Source organism: Dyadobacter sp. HNCC25DJ185 (assembly GCF_056895195.1).
This window is the reverse complement of the sequence record NZ_JBXHAR010000002.1, coordinates 389,949-409,436: the sequence shown is the minus strand read 5'-3', so window position 1 is coordinate 409,436 and position 19,488 is coordinate 389,949. Positions and strand designations below refer to the sequence as shown.

The following is a 19,488-nucleotide window of genomic DNA, read 5'->3' as shown; positions in this document are numbered from 1 at the left end:
CGGACTGTAACTAATAAGCCTGCCGTCCCTGAAATTACCTTTGCGTTTTTGTAAATAATTCAGAAAAGGAAAAGGGATAGGATCATGCTAATAATTAGGGTTCTGGGCCAGCTTGGAATTCTGGTTGATCGCCGACTGCGGAATAGGCAGCAGGTAATTTTTTTCCGGAAAGAATTTTTTGCCTCCTTCGGGTGCAGGAATGACGGTGTACACCGTCATTCCGCCAACTACTTCAATTTTCATGGCGTGCAGCGTTCCGTTCAGGTTCTTTTCTGCCAGTTTCAGGCGGATCAGGTCAAACCAGCGACGTTCCTCGAAGGCCAGTTCCACCCGGCGTTCGCGCTGAATAGCTACGCGCATTTCGGCCTGCGTTAATCCGGTTTTCAATGCAGGCAATTCCGATCTCGTACGGATTTGATTGATCGCTGTGTAAACCGATGCATCCGGGCCGACTGCTTCGTTTTGTGCTTCAGCATAGCTCAGCAATACTTCTGCGTAACGGTAAATGATGAAACTGCCGCTGTTCAGGAGGTTGTTGCCGTTTACCGTGTATTTCGGGTTCAGTGTTTTTCTCAAATAATAACCCGTATTGGTGGCTTCATTGGTATTGCTCAAATCAGTCGCATTTCGGCTTCCCACGCCCTGTTTCATGATCATTTCGGCGCCTACCCAAATCGATCCATCGTAGACAATGGATTGATAGAACCGTTTTTCCCGGTTCACATAAGGGTTTTGAGGATCATATCCTGATGCTGGATCTGAAATTGGAAGTCCGTTAGCCATGGCATACTCGTCCACCAGTTCCTGCGACGGATCTACGCCCCCGTAAGCTTTCTGCACGCCGCCCACCATCCAGGGGCCCCACAAACCTTCTTTTCCGCTACCCAATGCAGTGCCGCCCAGGTATTGTTTGGCGAAAAGCACTTCCACGTTGTTATTGTTATCCTCGTAAAACTGGGTTTCGTAATTAGCGAACAGGCTATGCGAACCCAGGTCGATGATTTGCTTATTGGTAGCAGCCGCTGCGGCCCATCTCGATTTGTCGTTGGTCGTATTTTTCAGCGGACTCGCCCAGAAGAGTTCACAGAATCCTTTCAGGGTCAACGCTGTGGCTTTGGAAACGCGCCCCGCTTCGGCTTTCAATGGCAGGTCGTCCGCAATGGCCGCACATTCATTTACGATAAATTTATAAGTTTCTTCGTCCGTATTCCGTGCATGAAATATGTCCTCGCCCTGGGTGTTCTGGTTCAGTGTATTGGTGATGATAGGGACCCCGCCGTGAGCCGTCCAGAGCAACTGGTAAAAATAGGCTCGCAAAAACCGTGCTTCGGCAAGCTTGGGCTTCTTCCAGGTATCCGGAAATGCAGATGCCGTTACTTTTTCGATGAACAGGTTGGCCCTGCGTATGTTGGCGTATTGGCTCCACCAATTGGGTGCGTTGCTGGGCGTGTACACCGAAGGCGAATATAAAACCCTGCTATCGAGCCCGTTGACACCGTTCATGGAGTTGTCGGTATAATTTTCCCAGGGGTCGAAGAAGTTGAACGGGCCGGGGATCCCGGAGTATACATTGTTCAGGAACAGATCTGCCGTGCCTGTATCCGTCCAGACGGACGTGTCGGAAATCTGGTCCTTGGGCGCTACTTCCAGGAACTTCTGGCAGGAAAATATGCTCAATAGCATGAACAGCAAAGCTACTTTACCATTCAAATGGATAAATCTATGGAGTTTCATTGTATCGGTTTTCAAGGGGATTAGAACGTAACATTTAAACCAACGGACATCACTTTTTGCTGCGGATAGCTCCATGCATTCACCTGTGTTATTTCAGGGTCAAAATTCCGCAGTTTGGTCCAGGTCAGGATATTCTGACCGGAAACATAGATCCTTGCACTCTGGATTTTGACTTTTCGGGTAAGAGCCGACGGTACAGAATAGGACAAAGTGGCGCTCTTCAGGCGCAGATAGCTCGCGTCCCCGATCCAGAAAGAAGAAACCTGCGTATTGTTCGTTGTAGGCGCGTTGGTGATCCTTGGATACGATGCGTCCGGATTTTCGGGTGTCCAGTAGTCCAATGTTTCACGAACTGCGCCCATTCCATTTGCAAAGGCCCAGGCAGCGCTGCCGGTATAATAAAAGTTTGTTTTCGCGGCACCCTGAAAAAGGATATCCAGGGTAAAGCCTTTGTACTGAACACTTGGAGAAAGGCCATAGATCATACGAGGAGTGGCTACGGCATCGCCAATTCGGGTACGGTCGTCGTCGTTGATTTTTCCGTCATTGTTCATATCCTGGTAACGGATGTCGCCTGGCTGGACCGCACCCCAAGGCTGAATTGCAATGCCTGGTTTCAGATTTCCGGCATCGTCAAAATCAGCAACCTGGAATAGGCCGAGAGATTGAAAGCCAAATTGGGTGCCTAACGGCTTCCCCGTTAGCCGCCGGTTTGGATTATTGTAGGTGGCACCCGCCTCGAACACCTGAAGCAGCTTGTTTTTAGCGTATGTGACATTGCCGTTCAGAGCAACGCGAAGGTCCGGCGAGAACCGGTGCGAAGAGCCCAGGGACAGGTCGATACCCTGGTTTTGCATGATACCCGCATTCACCTGGCTCAGTCCGATACCGTATTCGGCAGGAACGATCACGTCTGGATTGACCAGCATATTAGAGCGTTTTTCGTGAAAATAGTCCGCCTCTACGCTCAGCAAGCCTTTCCAGAATGTCGCTTCAATGCCAATGTCTGTCTTTTTAGCGCGCTCCCAGGTAATGTTCGGATTGGGCTCGTTACGTTCCCGGATCGCCTGGACCGCGCTGCCGCCGATCACATATGCGGGACCAGCCACACTGTACGTGCTCATGTATTGAAATGCGCTTCCCGCCAAAGCCCCCACTTCGCCGTAGGATGCGCGCAGTTTTAAATTATCTACCCATTGGACATTATTTTTGATAAAATTCTCTTCCGAAATTCTCCAGCCCGCAGAAAAAGCGGGAAAGAAACCAAACCGTTTGTCGGAAGCGAAATAGTAGCTGCCGTCGTAGCGGCCGCTGGCCTCGAACAGATATTTGTCTGCGTAGTCATACGTAACACGGTATACCAGGCCCATTTGGCGACCAAAGCTGGATGTTCCGTTCGTAGTCATATCAGCATTGCTCGAACTGCCCATGTTCAGTTCGTCTATGCCCAGGTTATAGTTCCGGCGCGAAGCCCCTAATGCAAGGGTATCGTTGGCTTTGGCCTCGAAAACCGCCAGCGCCCCGATATTGCTTTTGCCAAATGTCCGCGCGTAGTTCAGACTGGCCTGGTAGGTAAGTTGTTGGTATTGTTTATAATTCTGGCTTAGGGATGCTTTGGCGGTACCGAAAATACCGTCGGTGATTACTTTGGTCACCGGATTGATCGTCGCCAAATGCACAGGTACTGTCCAGATCTTGTCCATCAACATAGTGGGGTCGTATGCAATCGTCCCCTTCGCAAAAAGGCCTTTAATGAACGGGATCTCTTGTTCCACCGATAATTGTGTGTATAAAGCCGTTGTGTTTGTTTTCTGATAACCACTGTTATAAATGCTGCCGGTCACATAGGTTCCGTTCATGCCATTACTAAAAAAGAGCGGACCGTTTTGGAGGTGAGAATAGCCGATCAGCTCAAAAATCCGTGATGTTCCAATCGAGGGGTATTCGGACTTCTGGAGCCGGCCGTTCAGGCTGAATGAGATTTTGGTGGTTTTAGTGGCCTGTGCGTCCAGGTTCATAGCCAGGTTATACCTTTTGTTGCTGGTGGATGGCCACATACCAGCCTGGTATTGATAACCCAGGCTGGCGTAATATTTAATCCTTTCGGCACCGCCCGAAAGCTCGATGTTGTGGGTTGTGATCACCGCATTGCGATTGACCAGTTCTTTTACATAGTTATCGGTCGGATATGAATCATTGTCGGAACCGTCCTTGAACTTCTGCAACGCTTCGTCGGAATACGGTACCGGCAGGCCGGCGTTTTTAGCAGCGGCATTTTTCAAAGTGGCAAATTCATAGCCATACAGGTAATCGGGCATCACGGTCGGGTTCTGAAAGCCTACGTAAGCATTGTATGTGAGTGAGGGCGTTCCGGTTTTCCCCCGCTTGGTGGTAACCAGCACCACCCCGTTTGCCCCGGCAACACCGTAGGGTGCCACAGCTGCGGCATCTTTGAGTACTGTGAAGGTTTCAATGGTATTGGGATCCAGCTGTTGGAAGTTTCTGGGAATCCCATCGACAACCAGCAAAGGCTGATTATTCCCCGTGGATGAAACCCCCCGGATGTAAATGCTCGAACCATCCCTGCCCGGCTCACCTGAAGCTTGCTTCGCGATCACGCCGGAAACCCGTCCGCCCAATCCATTGCTCAGATTGGTCAATGGTGTGGCCGCAAGCTGTTCCCCTTTTAATGTCGATACGGCAGCGGTCACCGACGTTTTCTTTTGCGTTCCGTAACCCACTACCACTACTTCGCTCAATGCTTTAATGCTGGCTTTCATGGAGATATCCATCGTGGTGCGACTGCCTACCGCAAGTTCCTGGCTTTCGTAGCCGACAAAACTAAATATCAGTACGGCAGCGTCATTTTCAATGGCAAGCTCATATTTACCGTCTGTTCCGGTGACACTGCCTCGTTGGGTACCTTTAATAATGACGCTCACACCCGGCAAGGTCTCGCCTTTTTCGTCGGAGACGACACCGGTAATGGTTCTGTCAACTTCCTGAATCTCGGGAATTGCGAGTGCTTCAAGCGGTTTTTTGTGAAGTAAAATCCTCGAATCTACTACTTCAAAAGAGATCTGGATCGGTGTCAGCAATTCGTCTAAAACCCTGGATAACTGCCTGTTTGCAACATTTACAGAAATCCGCTGACGCGCCTGGATACTGTTGGGGCTGTAAATGAACTTTACATTGGCCTGCTTTTCAATTCGGCTTAAAACCTGCCTTACTTCCGCGGATTCCATCTGAAGGGAAACCTCTTTACGAAGTGCTTCCTGGGCACGTGTATCCACTGCAAAAGAAAGGTCGCAGAACAGGGCACAAAGCATTAACTGTGTAACAGTTATTCGCATGACTTTAATTAGATACCGTTTGACAGATACATTTTTTTGCATAATTTTAAATGTTTTTGAATTGTTACAGACTCATGAACACTGGTGTCCTGGCCAGGATTGGCGTTCTGACTGGACCACTACGAAGCCAATAATGCTCGCAACATTGTTGGCTTTTTCTTTGGGAAAACGGTTTCTACATAGGCAGGTTTTTTGTGTTTTTGAAGGCTATTTTTTACAGCCGTCACCTTTAATAAAGAAAGTGGTTCCCCGCAATTCATAACTGGCGTTTACTGATTTGCAAATGAAGCGGAGCTGTGTGTGCAATGGCAGGCCGGTAAGGTCACCTGTAAAGATGCAATCGTTTAAAGTCGATTTTTCTACGACGATTTCCACGCAGTAAGCTTTTTGGATGATCGCCAGGACATCCTGTAGGGTGGATTCCTCGAAAACAAATTCCAGTTTTTTCTCTTGTGAAGCCTGCATGACAGGTGCTTCCACGAGCTCAGGGACTAGTTTTTTTGATTCTTTGTCGAAGGTAATTTTCTGGTTGGGCCTCAAAATAACCCCGTTACGGTTATGAGGGGCTTTCTGTTTGTTTTCATAAACCGAAACCCTCCCGCTGATGACCTTCACTTCAATGGTTTTGGAGTCTTTATAGGATTTAACATTGAAGCTGGTGCCGAGAACCTGGGTAACCAGTTCGCCGGTATACACGAAAAACGGGCGCGTGGAGTCTTTTTTTACTTCAAAAAATGCCTCGCCTTCCAATTCGACCTGGCGCTTTTTGTGATCGAAATGTCTCGAATATTTCAGGCTGCTTTCGGTGGTCAATGTCACAGTTGTACCATCTTCGAGAAATAAAGTCCTGGGTTTTCCGCTTGTGTTGCTGATCTCTACATAATCCTGCAGAGCCAGGTCGGGATCGGATGACGAGACCTTGGAGATAAAGTTCCGGTTGAACCTCACAAGTGACTCAGGGACAAACACAGCAAGGCCTGAAACAATGATTGCTGCTGCTGCGACCGCCAGCCATGGCCATGCAAACCGTTTGATAAGTGGTTTTTTTATAAATACGGAACCCTTTATACGTTTCCAGATCCTTCTCTCGACTACGGCCTGTTCGGAACTGCTGATGACCATCGAACCGTCTGCAAATGCAGTTTCGGACCATTCCAGTATCTGTCGCTCCTCTTCTTGATCGCAAGCGCCCGAGAGATATTTTTGTAATAATATATCGAAATCGTGTTGATTCATCAGATGTGTTTTTCGATTCTTAGTTGTCTGAATTGTAATATTTCAAATGGTCTTTCAAAACTTTCAGCGACTGGGTGATGTGGTACTCCACACCCTTTTCGGTCAGACTGAGTTTCTCAGCAATGTCCTTCACCGAACGGTTTTCAAAACGGCTCAGGCGGAAAACTTCGGAGGTCTTTTCCGGCATCTTTTTCATCACCTCTTCCACAGCCCTGGATAAATCCGAGAAATTGACAATTTCATCCGTACCATACGACTGCTGGATCTCGTGGAAGATCAGGTATTCCTGGTATTTTCTTTGGGTGATGGCGGATTTGATGTAATTCATTACCCGGTGCTTCATGGAAACAATCAGGTAAGCCCTTAAATGTTTGATGAGCGATTCTTCACGCTTATGCCAGAGGTTTTCAAAGACATCCTGGACCAATTCCTCGGCTTCCTCTTTAGTCCCCGTTTCCTGGTAGGCGATGGTGTATAAGCGATACCAGTATCGATGATAGATCTCCTCAAAGGCTTTTGCATTCCCTCTCCGGAGCGATTCCACTAGCTGCTCATCGGTAAAACGTTTGTACATAGATGTTCAAAATGCTAAGATGCTCTAAAGGCAACTTAGAAGGAAAAACCCCTAGACGTTTTTTAAAAATATTTTGAGATGTTTTTAAATAGTGGAATTTTATTTGGAGAAAGAAGGTAAATGGTGATGGTTTAAAAGGTGAAGGAGTATTGTTTGACCATAACCGCACACTACGATCAACCAATGTCCCTGCACCTTTAAACGGTTACCTTTGACCTTTTTTTTAAACTTCAGTTTTCCTTCAGAATCTCCCCAGAAAGTCCCCAGAATAGTATGGCAACTTTGAAATAACAAACGGCGCCGGAGGTGGCGAAGAGGGTTCAGCTGGCCTTCTTTGAGCATTCCGGCAAACCGGTGGAAAAATCAGTTTCAACCTGTTATTTCAAAATCAAAAATGTCTGTAAAACCTAATCTTAAAAAAATAGCCGCCGGCGCACTTGCCATTGCGCTGATCAGCGGTACCTCCTATGCTACTTACGAGCATTTTCGAAAAGCCGATACCCTGACTGCATGGGTAAATTCTGGTACGCCCATTGTAAAAGCCCGTTTCGACGAAAAAAACGCCGGGGCAAATGTGGCCATGATCCCCGCAGACTTTTCTTATGCTTCCCAGAAAGCGACTGCGTCGGTAGTACACATCAAGTCCACACTGAAACCTGAGCGGACAGTAAGCCAGGCCGAGCTGCCCGATCAGCTGAAAGAGTTCTTTGGTGGCAGGGACCCGTTTGAAAATCAGGACCCGCGCGGCGGTCGAGGTGAAAAAGCGCAGGCTTCGGGCTCTGGCGTGATTATTAACCCGGACGGCTACATTGTAACGAATAACCATGTGATCCAGGGCGCAGAAACACTGGATGTGACGCTTTCAGACAAACGTACATTCAAGGCCAAAGTCATTGGAACAGATCCCAATACGGATATTGCGCTGATAAAAATTGACGCGAAAAATCTTCCCGCGCTTGCATTTGGCAGTTCGGAGGGTGTGAAAGTAGGGCAGTGGGTCCTTGCGGTAGGCAATCCGTTTAACCTCACTTCGACCGTTACGGCGGGCATTGTGAGTGCAAAAGGCAGGAGCATCAATATCCTGGGAGAGCATTCTAAAGCGCCGATCGAATCGTTTATCCAGACAGACGCAGCCGTCAACCCAGGCAACTCGGGCGGCGCACTGGTGGATTTGAATGGTAACTTAATTGGTATCAACACCGCCATTGCCAGCCAGACAGGCCAATTTGCGGGTTATTCGTTCGCGGTACCTTCCAGCATTGCACATAAAGTCGTAGAGGATATTTCAAAATTCGGTTCGGTTCAGCGGGGTTACCTCGGTGTGGGAATCAGTGAAGTGGATGGAGATAAAGTGAAGTCTTTTGATCTGAAAGTAAATGAAGGTGTCAGGGTCGAAAACTTTGCAGACCAGAGCGCAGCCCGTGAAGCGGGTATTAAAGTAGGCGACGTGATTACCAAAATCGACGGACAAACCATTGAGAGTGTCCCTCAGCTCCAGGAAGCAATTGCCCAGCATAAACCCAACGACGCAGTAGTGGTGAATGTGAACCGCGACGGTGTGGATAAGGCTATCAAAGTAACCTTGAAAAGCACTTCCGGCTCGGTGGAATTGGAGACCGCTGCGAAAACCCTGGACAACCTGGGTATAGAGTTGCAAAACCTGACCAATCAGCAGAAAAAGGCTTGGGATATTCAGCAGGGGGTCATTGTAAGCCAAATTAATGCAGGAAAGATCCGTCAGAATACAGATATGCAGGACGGTTTCGTTATAACCAAGATAGATAAAACACCGGTGAGCAGCGTGGAGCAGGCAGTGAAAGTGCTAGAAGGCAAGAAGGGTGGCGTGATGATCGAGGGGGTTTATCCCGGTAATCAGGAAACACAATATTATGCTGTTGGATTGTGAGAGCGGAGGTAGGGGTTGGCTGTGCACAGGCACAGTCAGCTTCTGGCCACCGGGGTTGCGCTACGCGTTTTGCTGCGCCCTCGGCTGCGTGCTCAGGTGCGGGATCTATTTTTTTCAAAAATTAATCTTGTAAACAAAATGAAAAAGAACCTGATGTTTTTAGGAGTGCTTGTGGTTTTGAGCAACATGGTTTTTGCAAGTAACAACAAGCCCAAAGTGATGCCTGGTGTGCAGGGACGTACTTATAACTGGATCGTTCCGGACATGAAGAAAAACCAAAATCCGATGTACAGCAGCAACTATTCCCGTCAGCGTATCCAGAAAGCGCTAGACGAGGCACTTGCCAGCAGGGGAATGGTAAGGGAAACCAAAAACCCCGACCTGTTGCTCCAGTTCCATACTTACACCCAACGTGTGCGCAGGAATTATATAGGCGGAGGCTATCCCATGATGGGGTATCCTTTTATGGGATATCCTATGATGGGTTACGCACGGTACGGCTGGGGAATGCCTTACGGCTATGGATATGGTTACAGCAACTATCCCAGGACTTCGAACACGACCGACGGAACATTGATCCTTGACCTGGTTGACGCGAAAACCGGGGATATCATCTGGCAGAAAGCAGTCACAGGGGATGTCAGCAATCCTAATAGCCTGGATAAGAGGATCAATAAAGGAGTGAGAAAATTAATGAAAGATTTCCCGGTAAAGGGCTGAAAGTACAGGATTCCAACAGAATCGCACGCTACTTTTAACTCATGAAAGAAAAAAGGTAAATCAAGTTAAACAATCAGCATTATGAAACCGCTAGAAAAAGGCAATCCAAATCAAGCCATCGGCAGGAGTTGGACCTTTCCATTTCGCTTGTTTTCATTTCCCCTAGTTGTCGGTCTGATGGTAGTTTCGATTTCGGGTTTTGGTCAGAATGACCAGTATCGTAACGATAATCAGCAATATGCCCCGGATCAGCAGCAGGGCAGGGTGAGACAAAGCATCGCGCCGATGGTTGCCCAATATGACGAAGAAATCAGGAATAACATTTTAACAGCCACCCAATATCCGGAAGTCCTGGAAAAGCTGGCGCAAATCAGGGATAATACCGGAGCCGCATTCCGGAATATCATCCAGGATTATCCTCAGAAGAAACAGGAGTGGTTTTATCAGGTTTCACGGTACCCAGAACTGATGCATGCACTGGCAACAGCGCCACGCCGGGAGTCACGGGAGCAGATTGACGGCCTGGTTGCCAATACCCCCAATGCATCTCAGGAATTGAAAGAAGCTGCGTGGAAATTGTATAACAACCATCACAACGATCTGGTGGCTGTGGACAACCTGAATGAAAATGCCGTAAACGCATTTCAAGACTTGATCAGTCCATTGGACGCTGAGGGCCAAATGGCTTTCAAGGCATTGGAGGAAATGCCCGACGTGCTGTCCATCCTGAACGATCACCATGACCTTACCGACCGCCTGGCCGCGGATTTCAAAAATGACCCCGAAGGAACCCGTCAGCACCTAACAGACCTGCATGACAAACTGCAGTCCGAAAATGATCAGGAACTGGCTAATTATCAGCATGATATGGCTCAGGACCCACAGGCTTTGCAGGAGTATAACCAGGCTGCGCAACAATATGCGACTACCAATGGTTACAGCTACCCTGCTCCGACCGGCGATAAAGTGGTGAACTACTATACCAATCCTTATTCCTACTGGTTTGGATATCCATATTGGTACGGATCGGCGATGTGGTACCCAGGCGCATTTGGTTTCGGTGGTGGTTTGTATTATGGAATGGGTATGTACGGTTACCCATCGCTTGGATTTTCCAACTGGTTTTTTGGAGGCGCTTACCGGTATTATCCCCACCTGTACCGGACTTACGGTAACTACTACCGCAACACCATTAATCCTCACAGGGTTATTTATGCCCGTAGCGGATTTGCAACAGCTGCTGAGAGACATTTCAATCCCAGTATGTCGTCCCGTTACAATGGTGGGGCTAACTATGGTCGATCTTACAATGCAGGCAGGATGCAGGGCTATCGCTCAATGCCATCTCAAAGCTATAACAGAGGCTACAACGGATCAGCCGGCAGGTCTTACAATGGCGGCGGATTTAGCAGAGGTGGAGGTTTCAGCGGCGGCGGTTTTAGCCGTGGCGGCGGTTTCAGCGGCGGCGGAGGCTTCCGGGGCGGACGCCGGTAAACCCAGATCTTGATTCAACGAAAAGGGGATGGTCTGCAGCAGGCCATCCCCTTTTCGTTATAAACGGGTTTCCGGGTGCTTTATTGGGTTATTGTCTTTTGTAGAAATAAGGGGAACTTCAAAATTGCAACAGATTAAGTGTTTTCATTTGCTAAAAATTCATTCCCATGAAACTGTTACTCATAGAAGACGAAAAAGCACTTGCTGTAAGCATCGTCAACTATTTCCAGCGCGAAAATTTTATTTGTGAATGGGCATCGGACTATGAATCCGCAATTGAAAAGATCAATATCTATCGTTACGATTGCGTCCTGGTGGATATTATGCTGCCAGATGGAAACGGGTTGGATGCGATTAAAGAGTTGAAAAGAAAATCGCCGGACACCGGCATTATTACTATATCGGCCAAAAACTCACTCGATGACAAGATTGTCGGTTTAAATATGGGGGCCGACGACTATCTCACCAAACCTTTTCACCTCTCGGAGTTGAATGCACGTGTCCAGGCTGTTATCCGCAGGAGGAGTTTTCAGGGCAACCAGAACATCGTTTTTGGCGTGATAAAAGTTGATCCACAGCAGCATCTGGTACAGGTTACTGGGCAGGAAATCATCTTGACGCGCAAAGAATACGATTTGCTGATTTACCTGATTTCCAATAAGAACCGGGTCCTCACCAAAGAATCTATCGCGGAACACCTTTGGGGGGACGACGCGGACCTCATGGATAACTTTGATTTTATTTATACACATATCAAAAACCTGCGGAAAAAGCTCATGGACAAGGGGTGTCCCGACTATCTGAAATCCATGTATGGTGTGGGCTATAAATTCAGCGAGAAATGAAGCTGCTAGTTCGGATCTTTCGCTACCATATCATTACTTCCGTCATAGTCCTGATTCTTGGAGCCTGTCTTTTTTATGTATCGGTCCGTTTTTTGATCGATAGGGAGGTAAACCAGGAACTGCTGAGCAGTCAGGCGAAGGTAAGTTGGCAGCTGAGAAACATAGATAAATTACCCGTTTATATCCTGCAATTGGGAGATAGCCTGCAACTGGATGCGGTGAGGTTCCCCAGGAAACCCAATATGACCGACAGTAGTCTTTTTGACCAGGCGACCGGGGAGTTTCAGCCGTACCGTCAGCTGGTTTTCTACGAACAGGTGGAAGGCCAATGGTACCGGGTTACAATCAGCAAGCTTTTGCTGCAAAGGCAGCAGCTGCTGTATGCGGTGGTGATGACCGTTACCTTTATTGCGGCATTGTTGCTGGTTTCGCTTTTACTTTTAAATAACTGGCTTTCCGAGAGGGTATGGAGGCCTTTTTATAAAACCCTGGCTAGCCTCGATGCCTACAAACTGGAAAAGCACGAAATTCTGCAGTTTCCCAACGAGCCGACCATCGAATTTGATCAGCTCAATAAATCGGTGTCCCAACTGACAGCCCGTTTGGCTACTTCTTACCAAAATCTGAAAGAATTTACTGAAAACGCAGCCCACGAAATACAAACGCCGCTGGCGGTTATCATGTCTAAAATTGAAGGATTGCTGCAGGACGAAACTTTGCGGGAATCTCAGATCGTTGCATTGCTCGAGGTCAGCGAAGCTGCAAACCGGCTGAGCAAGCTTAACAACGTTTTACTGTTACTTACAAAGATCGAGAATCATCAATTTCTGGCTGGCGATGCGGAAATCAATTTGGTTCAGATTATTGACAGAAAACTGCTTGACCTGGAAGATTTAATTGAGCAGCGTAACATAGAAATCCAAACTTCTTTACAACCATCCGGCCCCGTTATGAATCCCGCATTAGCTGAGATTATGGTAAATAACCTGCTCACAAATGCGATCAGGCACAATGTTGAAAACGGAAAGATCTTTATTTCTCTTGAGCCTGGAAAGCTTACAGTTAAAAATACCGGGCATCCGATCAGCGTATCGCCAGAGCAGCTTTTTGAGCGGTTTCGAAAAGAAAGTACACAATCGTCATCCATAGGCCTCGGGCTTGCACTTGTGAAAACCATTTGTCAGGTAAATCAGCTTCATCTTGGCTATGATATTGATAATGAATGGCATACGCTGTCTGTTAGCTGGTAAAAATAATATGTCTTTTGACTTGTCTGTGCCGTTTTTCAGAAGAAAGTATTCATTGATCTTTCTTTCTGCATAATTAATTTGCTAACGTGTATCTTAATAGCTAAATCATTTTTAAATTTGTCTTAATAAGATTTTTTACCCTCAACGTTATTTAATTATGAAGAAATCAAATGTCTTTGCTCTGATCGAATTGTCGAAACTGGTGGAAGCGTTGAAAAAAGACACTGAAAAAACAAGTTTGAAAGACAAGTTGAAATCACAATCTTCGTATTTCAACATCATTGACCCTAAGTATTTCTCGGAGGAACTTGCTGCTGATTGGACTGATTTGCAGAGACAAGCAAACGAAAAAGGCGTTAAACGAGATGAAGATGGATTTATGGTGATGAATGCGGTTCGTCACACTGTAGATACCATGACGGAAGAAGAATGTATACGTTTTGTGGGTAAAGTGGAAAAACTTGCCGAAAAAGTAAAAAAAGAGTTCGAATATTAAACGACTTCTGACCCACGTCGCAATCCACCATCTTTTTTGACGCATTGGCACCCCAAAGGTTGATTTGGTAAAGAATAGCTTTGTAACTGAACCAAATTCAGACCAAATGCTCTCAGATCCTAAAACCGAATACCGCGAGGAGCGGCACTATCTGGCCATTTCCAAAACCGTGCATATGCACGACATCCCTCAGGTTTTGCCGCCGTTGATCCCTGAGGTGAAAACATGGATGAAAACCCGTCATATTGAGGCAGCCGGCCCGGACTTCTTTCTATATAAATCAATGAATGCCGCTGGTGAGCTTGCATGCGACGTTGGCTTTACAGTGGCTCAGGCCGCTACAGGCGACGAGCGCGTGAGACCCGGTACGTTTCCCGAAGGCAACTACGCGACTATTATTTATACCGGGGATTTCAAGGATTTAATGCAAGCGCATATGGCACTGGAAGCCTGGATTAAAAAACAGGGCCTTCGGGAAAAGATCCAGGCTTACGAGGGATATACCCAATGGGGCGGCCGCACCGAATTTTATCTTGTAGATCCGGATAATGAACCCGACCCAGGGAGATGGCAAACCGAGATTGCATTTCTTCTGGAGGATTAGAAGAATCAGGACACTGAACCAGGCATGTCTTCACTTGATCGGAGACAAAGCACACAACGGGAGTGATCCGGGTCAATGTAGAGGCTGTGCAAAAACGTATATTGTATAACCGTCAGTTTTTGGACGGGTTGCGAAGTATCCGCTCTATAGCAAACCTGCGTGATACGCCTCAGGGACGTTTTGCTGAAGGTATCTGTCGGGCGTAATTTATCAGTCAATTGCAAATTACTTCCCCGCGTAAGAGCGATGCCACGTGCGCGGGATTTATCCGGTTCGGATTGCTATGGTCCTGAAAGTAGGGACAGAGTATCAGCCACAGTTTGAGGTAATTGTTCAAACTGTGGCTAGTTTGTTCTGTTAATCCCTGTTGACTACCAGCTTTTGCGTGTAAACCAGCTGTTTCTTCCTTAGGGTTACGACGTACATGCCGGCTGGATAGTTTGTAACATCGAGTTTTTCTCCTTTCCATGGCTGGTTTACCAAACGCATCCCAAGGCTATTATACACTTCAAGGTTGAAGCCTTCATTTTTCGCGTCACCGTAAGGGGCAAGTTCAACCTGGCGACTTGCGGGGTTTGGGTAGAGTGGTAGCTTTTGCAGGGGATAAATAAACTCTGCGGGGAGAATGGTAATTACCTTGCCTGTCTTATTCGGCTTGACATTCTGGGCGTAGCCAATTAAGGTTAAACCTGTCATGAATGCCAAGGTTGCTGTAGTTAAACGGATGATTTTTTTCATGATTTAGTGGCTTACAATGTTAGTACTTGTATCATATTTGAAAAATAGATGCCCTTGTGCATTGAGGATTGGCTCCACTGTTGTGGATTGCATATCCGACGCCAACTGCCCTTTGTTTCCTGGGCCTTTATCCAATACTTGAATTGTATAAAAAAATGTCGGTTTGTTTTTGTATTGCTTAATGCGCTCTGTCAAACCGATCACAATCACGTCAATTTCATATTTTCCATCTACGATGGGCAGTACTGTAGCTATTTGCTGTACTGACATCAGGTTCATTTGATTGTACACAACTGCGCCGCCAGGTGCGTGGATCGTGATGTTGTACTGCAACTCCCAGTCTGGCAAGTCCCAATCATCTGAAACAGAAAAAACAAAGCCAAAATTAAGCTCAGGGATCACCTTATTAGGATCTTCGCCTGTGGTAAAATGGCCAGCTTGAAGTGATTGGCAACCTGAGATGTTTGTTATGTTTCCCGCAGCCCATTGATATTGGGAGTTAAATTCTAGGTTGTTTACTAATAACTGATTTGCCGAAATGGCTGACAATGGGACGACATCCTGTATTGGGTCTTGACTATTTTCGGTTAACTTTTGGAGAAAAAACGGATGTCCGGCCTGCAAATTAGGATCTGTTCCCGGATCCCAAGAGAAATTAATAGAATTATTTGACCCAAGTGCTACTCCACTTGCATCAGGCGGGGACAAAAGAACTGGCCTTTCGGGGCTGACACCATAAGTGAAGGAATTTTCAGGCCCGAAAAGCCAATTGCCTTTAGGGCTTTCGATTCCTGCGGCTATGGTCCAGGTATATTTTCCAGGGGAGGGATAGTTGCTGGCACCACTTACGATTGGAGAAGGGCTCAAGTTGCTGATTCCCGAGGCAACCTCAATATTTGTTCCGAATTCCTTGACGGTATATTTGTAGCCTTGAGCTCCCTCAACCTTCTCCCATTCCAGTTTTACATTTCCCCCCTGATCGACACAAGTCCATTCACTATATTTAAAGCGCTTGGGTTTTTCGACAAGGCTCAGATCCGCAATAAAGCTTCTCCAAATGGTTTCCCCTTTTTCTTCTTCTACAATAAATGGCGGGGTTATGTTTTTAACAGGAGTAAATGACCAGTCGATTTGTTCGAGATCTGCGATGCCTGGAATGTTCCAGACATTCATGGCATAAACAGGCTTATCTGCATATCCACCATGCTGCGGACTTTTGTATTCAAAATAATAGCTGTCTGCCCTTTTGTCCTCACTGGCAGTCAGGTTGATGGCCGGCCCGATCAGTGGCACATGCTCCCCCTGTGCGGGGTAGGCGCCAGGCACCAGCGTTGGCAGGTCTGTAAGAAATGCTTGCTCCTGTGTCCATTCTCCGTATGCGTCGGGGAAAGCCGCTTTTTCTTCCTCGCTGAGCGGGGAGGTCATGCCATTGGGCAGTTCGGTGCAGGCCCATTGCGACCCGAGCTTTTGCCTTGGGGCTATTTTCCAGGTATACTTGCGTTCTTTGGATAAGGCCATATTTGTTTTGACCACCACTGGCGCAGGATTTTCATCTTCCGGGTCCGGGTCATCGTAGGAGTCATCGATTTTGATGGTTTGAGGGTCGACCTTTCCGTCGGTATCGGTAACCAGCAGGTCGTACCCTTGTGAACCTTTTGTGCCAGTCCAGCTAAAAGGGCTGTCCCATGCAGGTATAGTCTGTCCCGTTTTAGGGCTCAATCCCGTGATGGCGGGGATTTTCTCGGTATTGAATTCGTAGGTCAAGGTCCATTTCCTTTTTCCTTTCAGGGACTCGCAGAATACGGGGTCGGGTGTTACAGCACAACCATTTCTGGGGTCGCCGCTTTCTGTCAGTCGGGAGCGTACATAGTATGTTTCGCCGGGTTCAAGGTTCACATCACCAAAAGTCATTGCCGTTGCGGCATTGGGCGCGGTTTTGTTGAGGAACTGGTAAACGGGCGCCTCTTTATTGTCAAAGATGGGACTTTTGCTGACCTGGAATAGGCGTGAGCTTTCGTATTGTGGGTATTCAACCTCCACGCCCACTTGTGCAGGCCATGGATAAACAGCGGCTCCATCGTCGGGGAGGTGGTTTAATGTAGAAGCATAATCGGGCAGTCCGAGCACGGCAGCCCAGGCATCATAAAATGCGATATGTTCTTTGGACTTAGGCCCATAGGCGGGGTCCATCTGGTGGAGTGCGTTCATGGTGGCGACCCTGAATTCTTCAATGCCTGAGTTGGCCGGGACCGCCTTATAAGCCTGCCAGAGCACCTTTGTTACAAGTTCCGGGTAAAGTTTAAAAATGGAATAGGTCCTGCTGCCGGGCTCATCATTGGTATAACCATCCGGTTCATCGGTGCCATGGACGAGCAGGTAGTAAAAGAGGTTGAGGATGCCCGAATTATTCTCAGGCTTGCCGTCGTCCCATTTGTCTCCATGATATACGGCAGGCTGTCCGTAGAGTTTGGGATTGGAGAAGTCTATGACTTGCAAAGGGTCAGATGTCCCTTCGTTTAGTGTCCAAATATCATCAGCATTAGGATTGAGCTGCTCCTTTTCATAATCTTTCTTGATTTGAAGGGAAAAGATACCTGAAAGCCCGCTGATCAATGTTTTCCATTCAGGGTTGGTAGGCGGCGGGTTTTGCTGCGGGATATATTTGGCAAAAAAATTGATACCTTCAAAGTAATTTTTACTTATCAAGTCACGGTTGCAGGATATTTTTTTCTCTGAGAGATAAGGGATGGTGGCGGAATTTTTAGTTCCACTGGGAGAGATTACATAGTTGGTGTTATCTGCCGGATCATCCGTAAGTAGGTTGTTAATTGTAAACTGTCCACCCCCATCCATTCCGTCGTGTTTGAGCTTTTTGATAAACCAGTCGCGGGTCACCTGTGTAAAGGCATGAAGCGTAACAAGACGGTAAGACCAGAAGGTACTGTAATCTGAATAGATCGTGTCATTGTCCCAGTCGATGGCTAGTACGTTGGTGCTGGCATAATCCTTGTACATTGTTTTGACTTGGTTTGGGCTGGCGCAGTCATAAAGCATCGAGACCTTCTGACTTTGCGGATCAGGCTTGAGTGTTCCCTCCTGGGCGCTGAATGTAACGTTGCCATAAATGCAAGTTTCGGCAGTAGCCTGGGCACAAATGGTGTTATATACTGGTGTGCCAACGCCCACAGCTTCCCATGCTCTGGCAATTCGCTGATACACATTTGATCCGACGCCATAGCCAAAGTCTTTAGCCGCTTCGAGTGTAGCCAGTCTTAATTCGGGATAATCAGCGGTAGCTGTGAGCTTTTCTGAGAATGCCCTGAACAATATCTTTAATGCAATTCGATATGTCTCTTCCTCATTATCGAAGATCAGTGGAAGAACTGTGAATGGATAATTGGGATCGTCATCTTTATACCCCTCCCCACCGGCGTTGACTAGGTAGAAGAAGTAACTTAATACAGCTCCATTGATATGCTCATCATATTGTGGGTCTTGGGGGTCCGTCTGGTAAAACTCCCCCATATAAGTGGTAGGCCGGGATCTTGCTTTGGGGTTATCAAATGGCAAATTCACATAGCCAGGTGTGCTAATATATTCCCAGAAATAATCCCATTTTGGGTTATTAAAACCGCCTGGTTCGGCCCAGTTGCTGAACCCCACGCCTAGGATATCCGCAAAGCCTTCGTTGAGCTCTTTGCGGCTGTTACTGATAAGCGCTCCATTTGCCATAGCAGCAGTATTTGCCAGGATGCCATGTGTGATCTCGTGCCCTATGACTGTGCGGCTTGCATCAAAATCAAATTGATCATTACTTTTTAAAATTATCCATTTAGACTTGGGATTATAGAAACTCAGCCCGGAGGTCGTGTCCAGGACAATGGTAATCGGTAAATTCCCAGCTTTGTCAAAACCGTCCCAGCCAATGCCATTTACGTCGGTGAGCAGTTCATGGGAAAACTTGGTAAATTTTTGTGCAGCCTCCAGGGTGGAAACAGCGTGCTCGCTGGATATGGGGCTGACAAAACCAGCATCGGGTGCATTCAGTTGCGGAAGGGTATTATAGGGCCCTTTGTAATTATATTGGTCATTGCCGTAGGGTATGATGGATGCCAGTGCGTACAAGCCACTAACCGGCTGGCCCGGCTTTTGTGAACCTATGGCCACTTGTACGGGCGCATACAACCTGAGCGCCGGATCTCGTTTGGAGCACATGGCGATGCCGGTTTTATAAAAAGGGCCAAAGGTTTCAATCGTGTGGTCTGGATCAGATTGAGAAGCGATATACGGCAGGTAGGCCGTCGCGTACACATTCTGGTTACCATGATAAGTGGTAGGCACATTGGTGATCAGGTAGGTTTCCGGGTTGTAAAGTGTGCCCAGTAAGCCAGGAGGTGGAGCGAGCTGGCCGAATGTTGCCGTCTGGTAAAGAAGCTGCGCATTTGCGCCGGAGGTGTAAATGCTGGCAATGGCCAGCAGGAGCACCAGAAAGATTTTTTGGGCTAAATTTGATTTGAATTCTGACATATTTAGTGTGG

At 47.4% G+C, this 19,488-nt stretch carries 13 protein-coding genes; 7 read left to right on the top strand and 6 right to left on the bottom strand.

Features of this window, described 5'->3' with window-relative positions:
• Positions 1–87: 87 nt before the first annotated feature.
• The 4 genes from AC1XUF_RS07045 to AC1XUF_RS07030 form a co-directional block, all read right to left on the bottom strand.
• The gene (locus tag AC1XUF_RS07045; protein WP_483340970.1) at positions 88–1,734 is read right to left on the bottom strand and encodes a RagB/SusD family nutrient uptake outer membrane protein; all 1,647 of its coding nucleotides are present in this window, start codon (positions 1,732–1,734) and stop codon (positions 88–90) included.
• A gap of 20 nt (positions 1,735–1,754) precedes the next feature.
• The gene (locus tag AC1XUF_RS07040) at positions 1,755–5,087 is read right to left on the bottom strand and encodes a TonB-dependent receptor (RefSeq protein WP_483340969.1); all 3,333 of its coding nucleotides are present in this window, start codon (positions 5,085–5,087) and stop codon (positions 1,755–1,757) included.
• A 207-nt stretch (positions 5,088–5,294) separates the two neighbouring features.
• A complete protein-coding gene (locus tag AC1XUF_RS07035; RefSeq protein WP_483340968.1) occupies positions 5,295–6,323 on the bottom strand; it encodes a FecR family protein in 1,029 nt (342 codons plus the stop codon).
• A gap of 19 nt (positions 6,324–6,342) precedes the next feature.
• Positions 6,343–6,897 carry an RNA polymerase sigma-70 factor gene (locus AC1XUF_RS07030; protein ID WP_483340966.1) on the bottom strand — a complete coding sequence of 185 codons (555 nt, stop codon included), beginning with the start codon at positions 6,895–6,897 and terminating at the stop codon, positions 6,343–6,345.
• Positions 6,898–7,291: 394 nt separating this feature from the next.
• Here AC1XUF_RS07030 and AC1XUF_RS07025 point away from each other — a divergent pair, with 394 nt between their 5' ends.
• The 7 genes from AC1XUF_RS07025 to AC1XUF_RS06995 all read left to right on the top strand — a co-directional run bounded on the left by AC1XUF_RS07025 (position 7,292) and on the right by AC1XUF_RS06995 (position 14,212).
• The gene (locus AC1XUF_RS07025) at positions 7,292–8,803 is read left to right on the top strand and encodes a Do family serine endopeptidase (protein WP_483340964.1); all 1,512 of its coding nucleotides are present in this window, start codon (positions 7,292–7,294) and stop codon (positions 8,801–8,803) included.
• A gap of 138 nt (positions 8,804–8,941) precedes the next feature.
• Complete coding sequence (locus tag AC1XUF_RS07020; RefSeq protein WP_483340963.1) at positions 8,942–9,523, top strand: DUF4136 domain-containing protein; 582 nt, start codon at positions 8,942–8,944, stop codon at positions 9,521–9,523.
• Between the two features lie 81 nt (positions 9,524–9,604).
• A complete protein-coding gene (locus AC1XUF_RS07015) occupies positions 9,605–11,017 on the top strand; it encodes a hypothetical protein (RefSeq protein WP_483340962.1) in 1,413 nt (470 codons plus the stop codon).
• 167 nt (positions 11,018–11,184) lie between these two features.
• The gene (locus tag AC1XUF_RS07010; protein WP_483340961.1) at positions 11,185–11,862 is read left to right on the top strand and encodes a response regulator transcription factor; all 678 of its coding nucleotides are present in this window, start codon (positions 11,185–11,187) and stop codon (positions 11,860–11,862) included.
• Complete coding sequence (locus tag AC1XUF_RS07005; RefSeq protein ID WP_483340960.1) at positions 11,859–13,112, top strand: sensor histidine kinase; 1,254 nt, start codon at positions 11,859–11,861, stop codon at positions 13,110–13,112. The genes AC1XUF_RS07010 and AC1XUF_RS07005 overlap by 4 nt, the downstream gene beginning before the upstream one ends.
• Positions 13,113–13,269: 157 nt before the next feature.
• Positions 13,270–13,608 (top strand): hypothetical protein, encoded by a 339-nt coding sequence (locus tag AC1XUF_RS07000; protein ID WP_483340958.1) that lies wholly within the window; start codon positions 13,270–13,272, stop codon positions 13,606–13,608.
• A 106-nt stretch (positions 13,609–13,714) separates the two neighbouring features.
• Positions 13,715–14,212 (top strand): GyrI-like domain-containing protein, encoded by a 498-nt coding sequence (locus tag AC1XUF_RS06995; protein ID WP_483340957.1) that lies wholly within the window; start codon positions 13,715–13,717, stop codon positions 14,210–14,212.
• A 357-nt stretch (positions 14,213–14,569) separates the two neighbouring features.
• Here the strand turns inward: AC1XUF_RS06995 and AC1XUF_RS06990 are convergent, their stop codons facing one another.
• On the bottom strand, positions 14,570–14,950 hold the full coding sequence (locus AC1XUF_RS06990; protein WP_483340956.1) for a T9SS type A sorting domain-containing protein: 381 nt from the start codon (positions 14,948–14,950) through the stop codon (positions 14,570–14,572).
• Between the two features lie 3 nt (positions 14,951–14,953).
• Positions 14,954–19,477 (bottom strand): M4 family metallopeptidase, encoded by a 4,524-nt coding sequence (locus AC1XUF_RS06985; RefSeq protein ID WP_483340955.1) that lies wholly within the window; start codon positions 19,475–19,477, stop codon positions 14,954–14,956.
• Between the last annotated feature and the right edge of the window lie 11 nt (positions 19,478–19,488).